Source organism: Bacteroidia bacterium, assembly GCA_026932145.1.
GTDB lineage: Bacteria > Bacteroidota > Bacteroidia > J057 > JAIXKT01 > JAIXKT01.
Genome location: JAIXKT010000029.1, coordinates 39723 through 51683, shown reverse-complemented (window position 1 = coordinate 51683; position 11961 = coordinate 39723). Strand labels below are relative to the sequence as shown.

13 protein-coding genes are annotated in these 11961 nt (G+C 38.6%); 4 read left to right on the top strand and 9 right to left on the bottom strand.

Going from position 1 to position 11961, the window contains the following annotated elements:
* The first annotated feature begins 236 nt into the window (after positions 1-236).
* The 4 genes from LC115_07590 (at position 237) to mnmH (ending at position 4649) form a co-directional block, all read left to right on the top strand.
* Positions 237-1892 carry a TonB-dependent receptor gene (locus tag LC115_07590; protein MCZ2356533.1) on the top strand — a complete coding sequence of 552 codons (1656 nt, stop codon included), beginning with the start codon at positions 237-239 and terminating at the stop codon, positions 1890-1892.
* Positions 1893-2000: 108 nt separating this feature from the next.
* On the top strand, positions 2001-2426 hold the full coding sequence (locus LC115_07585) for a YbjN domain-containing protein (protein ID MCZ2356532.1): 426 nt from the start codon (positions 2001-2003) through the stop codon (positions 2424-2426).
* Between the two features lie 48 nt (positions 2427-2474).
* Positions 2475-3476 (top strand): galactose-1-phosphate uridylyltransferase, encoded by a 1002-nt coding sequence (gene galT / locus LC115_07580; protein MCZ2356531.1) that lies wholly within the window; start codon positions 2475-2477, stop codon positions 3474-3476.
* Between the two features lie 108 nt (positions 3477-3584).
* Positions 3585-4649, top strand: coding sequence for a tRNA 2-selenouridine(34) synthase MnmH (mnmH, locus tag LC115_07575; GenBank protein MCZ2356530.1), 1065 nt, complete (start codon positions 3585-3587; stop codon positions 4647-4649).
* On the opposite strand, the gene prs is transcribed toward mnmH, so the two are convergent.
* The 9 genes from prs to LC115_07530 form a co-directional block, all read right to left on the bottom strand.
* Positions 4629-5546, bottom strand: coding sequence for a ribose-phosphate diphosphokinase (gene prs / locus LC115_07570; GenBank protein MCZ2356529.1), 918 nt, complete (start codon positions 5544-5546; stop codon positions 4629-4631). The genes mnmH and prs overlap by 21 nt on opposite strands.
* A 25-nt stretch (positions 5547-5571) precedes the next feature.
* Positions 5572-6108: a hypothetical protein gene (locus LC115_07565; protein ID MCZ2356528.1), complete on the bottom strand. Its 537-nt coding sequence runs from the start codon at positions 6106-6108 to the stop codon at positions 5572-5574.
* Between the two features lie 20 nt (positions 6109-6128).
* Positions 6129-6998 (bottom strand): PorT family protein, encoded by an 870-nt coding sequence (locus tag LC115_07560; protein MCZ2356527.1) that lies wholly within the window; start codon positions 6996-6998, stop codon positions 6129-6131.
* A complete protein-coding gene (gene panB / locus LC115_07555) occupies positions 6979-7797 on the bottom strand; it encodes a 3-methyl-2-oxobutanoate hydroxymethyltransferase (protein MCZ2356526.1) in 819 nt (272 codons plus the stop codon). Before panB ends, LC115_07560 begins: the two co-directional genes overlap by 20 nt.
* A gap of 139 nt (positions 7798-7936) precedes the next feature.
* Positions 7937-8692, bottom strand: coding sequence for a glycosyltransferase (locus LC115_07550; GenBank protein ID MCZ2356525.1), 756 nt, complete (start codon positions 8690-8692; stop codon positions 7937-7939).
* Positions 8689-9381, bottom strand: a complete 693-nt coding sequence (gene sdaAB / locus LC115_07545; GenBank protein ID MCZ2356524.1) for an L-serine ammonia-lyase, iron-sulfur-dependent subunit beta — start codon at positions 9379-9381, stop codon at positions 8689-8691. The genes LC115_07550 and sdaAB overlap by 4 nt, the downstream gene beginning before the upstream one ends.
* A 4-nt stretch (positions 9382-9385) precedes the next feature.
* The gene (locus LC115_07540; GenBank protein MCZ2356523.1) at positions 9386-10237 is read right to left on the bottom strand and encodes an SDR family oxidoreductase; all 852 of its coding nucleotides are present in this window, start codon (positions 10235-10237) and stop codon (positions 9386-9388) included.
* A 148-nt stretch (positions 10238-10385) separates the two neighbouring features.
* Positions 10386-10817, bottom strand: coding sequence for a hypothetical protein (locus LC115_07535; protein ID MCZ2356522.1), 432 nt, complete (start codon positions 10815-10817; stop codon positions 10386-10388).
* A gap of 205 nt (positions 10818-11022) precedes the next feature.
* Positions 11023-11919, bottom strand: a complete 897-nt coding sequence (locus LC115_07530; protein ID MCZ2356521.1) for an ATP-binding cassette domain-containing protein — start codon at positions 11917-11919, stop codon at positions 11023-11025.
* Positions 11920-11961 lie beyond the last annotated feature (42 nt).

Genomic DNA, 11961 nt, shown 5'->3' with positions numbered 1-11961 from the left:
ATCAAAATTTATTTTGAACGGGAGAAAATTTGGGCTTTTTTAAAATTTAGAGGTTGTGCAACACGCTCAAGATAGCTAACCCCAGTCTAAAAAACAAAGGTTATCCCCAAAAATAATGTGCTTTATATTAAGAAGCATTTTTTCCCCAAAATAGCGCTGTTGCCGTAGCTGAAATATATTTTTGTGCTATGGATTATAGCTTTCGCCATTTTCTGTTTTTGTTATGCTTCTGTGTAATGTTTTCGGACTTAAATGCCCAGAAAAACAACCCTCTTGCAGGAAAAGACACTATGCTGCTGGAAAAAGAACGCCAAGAAGAAATTATAATTGGCTCGAAAATCAATCTGGATATTCCCGAACCTAATGTTTCTAAATTAGAGACAAAGCCATTGAGTTACAATCCTATAGAGACTAAGTTTATGCCAACTTTTCCGGCTCCGGCTATCACACCAACGCCGCTTCCTAAGCCTAAGTGGGAAAAACTATTGCCCAATTACTTAAAGTTTGGCTACGGACGGTTTGACAACCCTTTTCTTCAACTGTTTCTATCCAATGGCCGCAATGATGATTATGATTGGGGCATTCATGTAGATTATTCCAGCCTCCAAAACCAATATCTGCCCAACACAAAACGGAGTCAGCTAAAACTCTCTGCCAAAACAAGTTATTATTTAGCCAAACACACACTTTCAGCTCAAATTTATTACAACCGAACGGGATACCGGTATTTTGCAGATACTACATCAGATAGAGATAGATTGCCTTTTCCGGATTTTGAAAATTGGTTACAATCATTTGGGTTTGTGGCTAATCTCGGGAGTAATTTTTCCGCCACCCAAAAGGTAATTCACAATACTCGCCTGAATATCAATCACTTTTCTACTAAATCTAATCTAAAAGAACTTTCAGTTGGTATTAGCCCAAGCCTTACTATCAAGATTGATGACCAATTAGGAATAATACTTCCGCTTTCGGCTACGTATTACAAAGCAAATCAGCAGTTTAGATTTCCGTCTATTACAGACACTTCTTACAACCGGATAGCGTTAGATTTCCAGCCGCAAGTTCGATATGATTTGACAGACCAGTTTCGGATTCAAGGTGGGTTTCGGTTAAGCAACCTATCTTTTGGGGATAGCAGCGTATTTCGGTTTGCCCCAATAGCAGAATTAAGCTACTTGGCTGTTCCAGATATTCTTACACCTTATGTGTCTTATTCCGGAGGCTTGATTGTTAATACATTAGAAAGTATTCTTCAAGAAAATCGGTATCTATATCAATCTTTCAATGTACTACCGGGTTCAGAAAAACTTAATCTCCGCATTGGCGTACGCGGGAGTACCGGACAGGGAATTAGCTATGACGTAGCTTTCCATACCCGAAACGTAGAACAAGCTGTTATTTTTGCTACTCCTAAAAGTGTAGATTCATCAACGTGGATGCCAAATTTAGGATACCTTATTCCTATCTATGAGAAAAACTTTAAGCAAACTGGATTCACAGCAGAATTTAACTATGATTCACAACTAAAAACTCGCGTTAATGCCAAAGTTAGTTATTACAACCTAAAAACCAGTAACTTACAAGCCGCCTTTCATTTACCGGCTCTTCGGATGCAATTTAGCGGATCCTATCGCTTTGCTGACAAACTAACCGCAACTATTGGAGGAGCATTTGTAGGCAGTAGAGCTATGGCCTACGACCAGAGTACGCAAAAATTAATAACCGAAAATGGCTTTTTAGATTTATTCACACATATAGATTACCGCTTCTCTAAACGTTTTTCGGTGTTTATAGCAGCAAATAACTTACTCAATACCAAATACTATCGTTGGTATGGCTACCAAGAACGTCCTTTTGACTTTAAAGCGGGAGGCGCAATAGCTTTCTAAAAGAAAAAGTTTATACCCCGCAAATCATTTAAACCGACAAGTTTTTTTACGGATTTTTTGTCTGTACTAACTTTTTTTATAAATTGCCACGTATTTTTTGAAATTTTTATGGAAGACTTACAAGTGTACTACGACATCGTAGAAAAATTTATTACTAACTTAGGCATTGATCCTGCGGGCTGTAGAGGTGAAAAACCCGGACAATGGAATTTAGTGAAAGGATCTGCTCCCGTTTGGGTTGATATTTTCTATTTAGAAAGCGAAAAACGTTCCTATTTTCAGACGATGTCTCCAATATGCTATATGCCAGCGGGTAATCAAGTTGCATTTATGCAAGAATTATTGGAAACGAACCACCAGCTTTTTGGCGTAGCTTTTACAAAATACAATGACGTAATCTATATCAAAATGATACGCGAAGTTCGTGGCTTAGACTATGACGAAGCTGCTGATATGATTTTCCGTATTGGAAACTATGCAGACCATTACGACGACCAATTAGTGCAAAAATATGGTGCAAAGCGCACTTCATAAAATTTCATTCACGCTCAAAACATTACAGAATCTTAGTAATTCCTGCTGATGCAAGAATTACGTTGGAATCCAGTGCATAAATGGTGGGTGATGTTGGCTACAAATCGTCAGCATCGCCCCTTAATGCCTCAAGGCTGGTGCCCATTTTGCCCCAAAAGCACTAAAGTACCGGATGACTACCAAGTTTATGTTTATCCAAATGACTTTCCGATACTTCTTACTAAACCAAGCACCCCTAATCCAGAAATTTCACTAAATCCTGAAAATCAGGATTTAGTAGATAGAATCTTTCAAAAGAAACCTTCTATTGGGCAGTGCGAGGTTATCTTGTATTCTCCGGATCATTTTGGCCGCTTGTATGACTTATCGGAAAAACATCTGCTGCGGTTAGTACAACTTTGGCAAAACCGCGTTGATGAACTAAGCAGAAATCCTGATTTTAACTATATTTATATCTTTGAAAATCGTGGGGAAGCAGTAGGCGTAACCATGCCTCACCCACATGGACAACTGTATGCTTACCCATTCATTCCCAGAAAGATGCAAGAAGAATTAGATTTTTGCTCTAACTATAATCTTGCCAATCATCGTAATTTTCACGATGATTGGCTCTTGGCAGAAAAGGCTGTTCAGTCAAGAATGGTTTTTGAAACAGATTCTTGGGGCGTTTTTGTTCCCTTTTGGGCAGAATATCCTTACCAACTTACTGTAATTCCGAAAAAAAAGTTCTTAACTTTATCGAACTTTACAACAAATGATTTGTTAGCTTTTGGAAAGCTACTACAGCAAATTGTTTGGATGTATGACCAAATTTATCAATCTTTATTTCCTTATATGATGGTTTTTCATGCTGCCCCGATAAATACCGGTAAAGATTATTCTTATTACCGGTTTCATGTTGAGTTTTACCCTCCATTACGTACTGCAAACACTCAAAAATTTAATGCTTCTTCAGAAACAGGAGCTTGGGTACACGGAAATCCAACCTCTCCTGAAGAAAAAGCGCTTGAGATGCGTACCATAATCCAGCAATATAATGAACAGTCCTAAGTGGTTATATTGGCTAAAACGAATGGGGGTTGGTGCTTTTCTCTTTTTTTTAATAAAGGGAATTGTCTGGTTATTAGCGTTATGGCTGGGAAAAGAAGTTATTACTAAATGGGTCGGATGAATGTAGATACTTATTTAGACATTCAAACATTTTTATCCAATGCCCGGAATTATTGCATTATAGACGTTCGTTCACCGGACGAGTTTCTGGCTGGGCATATTCCTGATGCTATAAATATACCGCTATTTTCAAATACCGAACGAGCTTATTTGGGAACTATTTACCATAAATCAGGAAAAAATAATGCCATTGATGCAGGGTTTAACTTATTAGGAAGTAGATTAGCGGATTTAGCTCGGCAATTACGTGCGGCAAATTCTTCCGGAAAACTATTTTTATACTGCTGGAGAGGCGGAATGCGCAGCAAATCAGTAGCTTGGTTAGCAAGCCAATATGGAATTGATACCTATCTGCTGCGAGGAGGTTACAAATCATTTAGAAATTGGGTTTTAACCAGCTTGGATGCAGATTTTGCTCTTGTGGTATTGAGTGGCTTTACCGGAACGGGAAAAACTATGTTGCTGAGCAAACTTGCAGATGCCCAAGAACCGGTAATAGACTTAGAAAAGTTAGCTAACCATAAAGGCTCTGCTTTTGGAAATTTAGAAAATATCCTGCAGCCAAGCCAAGAGCATTTTGAAAACCTGCTTGCTCATTCTATTAGATTATTAGACCCCAAAAAATATTTTTGGATAGAAGATGAAAGCCGAACAATCGGTAAATTAACCATACCGGAAGGAGTTTGGAATTCTATGCGAAAAGCCCCTATCGTTCAGATAAACAGCAGCTTAGAAGAGAGAACACGCTATTTGGTTGAATGTTATGGAAAAATATCTTCGGAAAGTTTACAAACTGCATTTCAAAAAATTCAGAAAAAATTAGGACCACAAGCAATCCAACAAGCTATTAACGCTATTCAAAGCCAAGATTTAGCCCAAGCCTGCCAAATCGCCTTACGTTATTATGACAAAACATACGCTACCGGCTTGCAAAACCGTGAAAATACCAGAATAGAAGCTGTTTATCCGAAAAATCAGCCGACTGAAATATTATTGCAGGAACTAATCAAAGCCAAAGATGTGCTGATAGAATCAACGAGATTGCCCTTTTAGCAAATGTGCTTTAATGATAGAGGCAACCGAACGAATCTCTAAGAAACTATTTTTCAATATAATAGAGCGTGGATGAGTATTTGTAGCGATTATCTTTTTTATTAATCCGCTGCTTTGTAGTATATCAAGAGAATTATCCGGTAAAATGGCATGGGTGCAGACGGCAAAAATATCCTTAGCACCATACTCTTGATAAGCTTTTGCTGCCTTGAGTAATGAGCCTCCGGTTCGTATCATGTCATCATAAATTACCACTGTTTTGCCAGACACATCTGCATTGATTCCGGTTACTTGGGTTTCTTTGCCACTAAGGCGTCTTTTATAAACAAAAGCAGCCTCAATTTCCATATCTTTTGCTAAAGATTCTATCCACTTGGCTCTACCGGAATCTGTTGAGGCCAAAACAAAGTTTTTACCACCCAAAGAAGTAGCAGCTTCAAGCACAACTTGCTTGCAATATAGATGGTGTGGCGCAATCGGGAGTTGAAAATAATACGGAATCCCCTCAGCATGAAGGTCTAATAGGGTAAATTCAATAGGTTTATTTCCATGCGGTAAAGCCGATAAAATATTGGCGCGGTTCTTGGCCTTAACGATTTCACCCGACTTTACAGAACGTTCCATAGTTGAATAGCCAAAGTATGGGATAATAATTTGCAGCCGTCTGCAACCGCCCATAACCAATGCCGTTGCCAAATCATAAAGCTCTACAAGGTCGTAATCTGTGGGAGTTCCAGCAATAAGAGCCACTTCCTTATCGGCTACATCATCTATAATTCGATGATACAACTCCCCATCCGGGAAAATCTTGCGCTCAATTAATCCTTGCTCAAAATTATGATGACTTAATAATTCATCAGCAAGATATTGATAGGATGCTATAGCGTATAATAACATGGTTTAAAAATAGCCGGTTGTTTTTTTAATAGTTAAAAAGTTCAGAAACATCTTGTTTTAAAGAGTCAACCGCTTGCTGAATCAAAGAGGGTTCTAATTCCGGTGCAGACGTGATTAGAATTTTAGCTAACTCGATAGCCGGAGATTCGGGCGGTAAAGAGGCTGAACCTTGATTGATAAATGAAATTATTTGTTCTTTTGCGCTGGTAACCAATCCCCAAGATTTAGCAGAAACATAAAGTTGCTGAACGATATTATGCTGAAATTCTGCTTTAATTTCTTCAACTAATTGAGCACGAAATAGTTCTACGGGTTTGTTATTTGGGTCGCAGCGCTGAATTAAGGGGATAATTTCTGTTCTTGTTAAAAACAAAATAATACGCTCATGAGCAGCTATTTTCATCGGAACATAGGTAGCAAATGCTTTCAGCCTAAGTCTGCGGAGGTCTTTTAACTCTGCTTGGCGGTGCATAGACCGAAAAACTATCCATGCCATTAATAGACACAAGGCTGCTGGTATCGCAGAACGAATGCTTTCTGCAAGAATAGTTTCCCAACTCATAATCGAGGAGAAAAATTTAATTAAAAACGAAGACCAATAATAGCTTGAACCATGATAGTACCCAAATTGGGGGATTCACTAACTACCATCAAACTTTTATTTACCCTAAGTTCTAACTCTAAAGTACTTCCAAGATGTGCTCCAATGCCGGCATGAAGCCCCATGCTCATTTTAGTCTTAGGCGGCACATTTATATTTTGGTGGCTTTCGCTTCCTGAAGCGGCATTTTGGTAAGTAAAAAAGTCAGTTTTGTTTAGATTCATGAGTGCTGGCATAAAGTATGGTCCGGTGGAAAGGTAAAATTTACTTGGTTTCACGTACCAGCGGAGCATTACGGGCAGGTAAGCCGAAACTACGCCATAATTTACTTTGCCGTGTATAGAATCTGTGGCAACCCGTGTGTGGTAGAGTGTATGTGTGTAAACAAAAGAAGCGGAGTTGTAAGAAAAGAACAGTCCTGCTCCTACGTTCCAGCGTTTGTTATCAGACGCCCAATGGCGGCATACGCCTAACATGCCTCCAAACCCCGGCTTGGTATTTTCTACTACGTGATAATCATAATTTCCATAGCCACCAATTTTTCCCTGCTGGCTGCTGTGCAAAAAGGTAATTTGCGGAGCAATAGCTAACTCCCAAGGTTTGGAAACAGAATACCTATCATCATAGGCTTCAAAGTGGTACTGAAAATTTGGATCATTACCGGTTGTATTTACCGGCGGTGAGTCAGGGGCTGCTGTATCTTGTTCAGATTGTTTTTGGGACTTAGCAGTCTTTTCTTTTTTAGGTTTAGTTTCTTTTTCCGATTTCCCTTTTTGTGCAAAAGCAAATCCGGTAATAAAGATACCGAGCAATGTGGCTATAAGTAACTGATTAATAACTTTCTTTTTCATTGGGAAAATTGCGATTTTTAACATCTTGGCTATAGGCTTGGAAAGAAGCCTTCATTGAATCATATAAATTATTGTAGCGGCGTAGGAATCGGGGGGCAAATTCGTGGGTGATCCCGAGCATATCGTGGGTTACTAATACTTGGCCGTCACATTCAGAGCCGGCTCCGATTCCGATAGTCGGAATAGAAATCAAACGGGTTACTTTTGCTGCCAATGAGGCCGGTATTTTCTCTAAAACTATAGCAAAACAACCGGCTTCTTCTAATAACTTAGCATCTTCCAATAACCGAGCGGCTTCGATTTCTTCTTTGGCTCTTACTACATAAGAACCAAACTTATAGATACTTTGCGGAATAAGCCCTAAATGCCCCATTACCGGTATTCCGGAGGCCGTAATTCGTTTGACGGATTCTAATACATATTCTCCGCCTTCTAACTTAATAGCGTGGGCTCCGGATTCTTTCATAATTCGGATAGAGCTTTTAAGTGCATTTAAGGAATCCCCCTGATATGTTCCAAAAGGTAAATCTACCACAACAAGAGATCTTGTTACGCCTCGTACTACTGATGAAGCATGATAAATCATCTGGTCTAAGGTAATGGGCAAGGTCGTTTCATGGCCGGCAATAACATTAGAGGCTGAATCTCCAACCAACAATACGTCTATTCCGGCATCATCTAAAATCTGGGCAAATGAAAAATCGTAGGCAGTGAGCATCGAAATCTTCTCTCCCCGCGCTTTCATCTCGGATAGAGTGTAAGTAGTTATTTTTTTGGGATTTGGTTTATGGATAGACATACACTTACAATCGGGCAAAGATACAAACCTTTAAGGAATTCATTTACCGTTCAGATACATTTATTGGCAGATAATTTTCCAGATTATACTCAAATATCCATATAACTTCTTTGAGTAGTTACGATGATGTAAGAAATAGTCAGGAAGGTTTTACAAAAAGGCTTTTTAAGCGGTAGTAAATTAAGTTATAGAGAATTATGAAATGGTTTAGGGTTGTTGTAGCTAATCCATAATGTTTAGTCATGATTTTCCACCGATCAAGAAGTGATTCAATACGATTTTTAGCTGAAAATCCCCCCTCTAAGTAGCGACATAGGGGTAAATGTGTGTTTAAAGTACTTTGGGCTTTTTGAAGGCTGCGAATAGCCCAGTCAATATCTGCTGAATAGGGATGAGATAAGTCATAAAATGCTGCAATAGAACGTCTTATGATTAATGCTTGGTGGCATACTACCATTCCCGTTTGCATAGATTTCCATGTAAGGGCTTCGGGAACTTGTAGTCTTCTCATACCTAAGAAATTTCCGGTTTCATCCACAATAGCAGCTGTTCCGTACAAAGCGTCCTCTCCACGCCATTGTTGTATAGCTTTTGTTAATGTTTCAGGCTCATAAATAGTATCGCCTGCGTTCATAAACCACACGAAATCTCCGGTAGCATTCTGCAAACCTTTATTCATTGCGTCATAAATTCCTTTATCTGGCTCTGAAACAACTATCTGAATTTCAGAACGATATTGGTTAATAATTGAGGGTGTTTTATCCGTAGAACCTCCGTCAATAATGATATATTCTATGGCCGGATACGTTTGATTGATGACACTGAGAATGGTTTTTTCTAAATATTTTTCTCCATTATAGACAATGGTAATGATTGATACTTTGGGTTGGTTCATACCGGGTTATAGGGAGTATCTATATCTGGAAAGTAGATTACTTCTTTTACCCAAGATAGATTTTTAAGATATGCTATTGTTGTGTGTTTAAGGCCGGAGTCCATTTCTAATATTAAGCTGGCGAGGTTGTTTTTGGCTTTTCGGGTAACGGTCATGGTTGCAATATTGCAGTCGTCATGTGCTATTATGTCTGTAATGAAAGCAATACTTCCTTTTATATCGTCAGCGAAGATAATCAATGTGTGTAGTTGGGCTGTAAAATTGCAGGAGAAATGGTTTACTTCGATAATAGATATAAGTCCGCCCCCTCTGGAGATACCAATTATTTCTACTTCTTTTTGATTCGTAGAGGCTTTTATCCGGACGGTGTTTGGGTGGGGCATTGCCTGAGAAATAACCGGTTTAAACGTAAAGTTTATATTTTGCTCTATGGCAATTTGTAATGCTTCTTTGATTTTGGGGTCATCGGTGGCATAGTCTAAGAGGCCGGCTAATACGGCTCTATCGCTGCCATGCCCTTCAAAGGTGGTGGCAAAAGAATTGTAAAACGTAACCAGTACGGTTTCAGGTTTTGCTCCTAATATTCTTCGTGCTACGCGCCCTATCCGAACTACTCCTGCGGTGTGTGAACTCGAAGGACCAATCATAACGGGTCCTATCATATCAAAAATACTGCTCCTTTCTGTCATGTTATTATTTTTTTATACTACGCATTGCTGCAAAGGCAGCTTTTAAGTTTTCGCGGGGCATCTGGGTAGCCATATAGTTAAACATACCCGCACTAAGTCTTTCGCCTCCGTCTATACTAATACATTCTCCAGTGATATATGGTGCCATATCTGACATTAAAAATACCACTAAATTGGTTAATTCTTCGGGTTTCCCATATCGTTTCATGGGTAGGTTACTGAGATACGTAGATTCAAAGCTACTATCGGGCATTAGCCGAGACCAAGCTCCTTCTGTTGGGAAAGGTCCCGGAGCTATTGAGTTTACCCTAATGTTGTAAGTTGCCCACTCGTAGGCCAAAGTGTTGGTTAGTGCATACACACCGGCTTTGGCGCAAGCTGATGGAAGCACAAAAGCGCAACCCGTTTCGGTATAAGTTGTTACAATATTCAAGATAACTCCCGGTTGCTTCTTGGCTATCCAATATTTAGCTGCGTTTTGAGTGCAATTAAACGTTCCGTGGAGTACAATATCTACCACAGTTTTAAACCCGTTAGGTGAAATATCTTCTGATGCAGAGAGAAAATTTCCGGCTGCGTTGTTAATTAATCCATCAATAGTTCCAAAATCTGAAGCAATTTGTTTAAATGCTGATTCTACTTCGTTATAGTTACGGACATCTAATGTATAAGCATTAGCTCTGCAACCCATTGATGCTAATTCTTCTTTTGCAGATTGCAAAACAGATTCTCGCCTGCCACAAATGGCAATATTAGCTCCTACCTTTGCCATAGCTTTTGCCATAAAGAAGCCTAAACCGCTCCCGCCTCCGGTAACTATAATGGTTTTCCCTTTTAGGGTATTTTCCTGAAACATTTCTTGAAGTAATGAAGTAAAAAACAAAACTACATTTTTTTGGGGCTTCTATTTAAGTGCAGCTTGATTGTTTTTGCTATAAGCTTATTGAAAACAGGAATGGCTGCCTTTTGGGCAGCCATTCCTGTTTTTAAACTTTTGACTTTGATTAAGATTCCTTAGATTTTTTGGAGCAGCACTTATTTTCGGATGGGCAAGATTTTTTGCTTCCTGAACAAGCACCATTACCAGCACCTTTCTCGTCGTTAGAAACTACTTTGTAGTCACAACCAGCACTTTTAACAGTAGAAGTAATGCGTGAGCAGCATCCGATTTTTGACTTTTCATAGACAACTTTAACAGTTCCCTCTGCAACGTTTATATCAACATCGGTAATGCCTTCTACTTTCAATAAAGACTCTTTCAGTTTGTGGGCTTTCTTTTCTGAACCTTTAACTTGGCTCACATTTAAAACCATTACTGAAGATTCGTCTCCACCTAAGATGAAAGACTCTGTAGCACAACCTACACAGGGTGCAGCTTGAACACGAACTGTAGTAAATACTACGAATAAAGCAAATAATAATACGAGATTCTTCATAATTTTCTGTAAGAATACAATTAATGCACAAATATATAACTTTTTTTGCTACCAAAAATATAATTTATAAAAAATAATTTGCGAATTTTTGGTATAACCATAATTAGAAACTACTTACAATTTAAGTTAGCTTAACTCAATACCAAAATCAGAGAAATAAGCAACTTGTAAAAGAACTTGTTTGCCTATGCTTTGTATTTTTATCTTAGTTTTGAACCAGTTTTATGAAAATATCGCTTAATGGAGGAAGCTGTTGGCTAAAAGAAATTATGGTGTTTTTTTGAATTATCTCGCTCAAAATATCTTTTATAGTAGTATTTTCTAACAATGTAAAACTTAACCGATTGGGTGTATGTACAGTAACATTCAAGCGTGAATCTGTTGATAACCAATCACATACATCTAATGTTTCTAATTGATATGATTGATTCCAAAAACGGTATTTTAGCTCTTTGATGGTATCGTTTACCAAAATACGTCCTTGGTGTATCAGCACAACTTGGTCGCAAAGGTATTCAACTTGCTCCATCCGGTGGGTAGAAAAAATTATCGTTGTTCCCTTACTTTTCAATTCAAAAAGAATGTCTTCTATTATTTTTGAATTTAATGGGTCTAATCCGGAAAAGGGTTCATCTAATATCAGTAATTTGGGGCTATGGGCAACCGTAGCTATAAACTGAACTTTTTGCTGCATTCCCTTAGAAAGTTCTCCTAACTCTTTACTTGCCCAATCTTCAACCTGAAATCGCTCTAACCAGTAGTCAATACGTGTTTTGGATTCGAGAGGGGAAAATCCTTTTAGCTGGAGTAGGTATGATAATTGGTTGAAGAGTGTATCTCTACGATATAAGCCGCGTTCTTCCGGCATATAACCAACTAATTGTCGGTGTTTTTCCTGTAATATTTCTCCTTGAAAAAGAATACTTCCAGAATCTGGATAAGTAATTCGGGTTAGCATCCGAATTAGGGTTGTTTTACCTGCCCCGTTTGGACCTAATAACCCAAATATAATGCCCTCCGGAATATCTATACTTATCTGATTAACAGCAACCTTATCTGCATAGGATTTAGAAACAGATTGAATTTGGACTACGCTGGCCATAAAATCTCGAAATCTGAGCTTATCTTATTGGATAGCTTATAC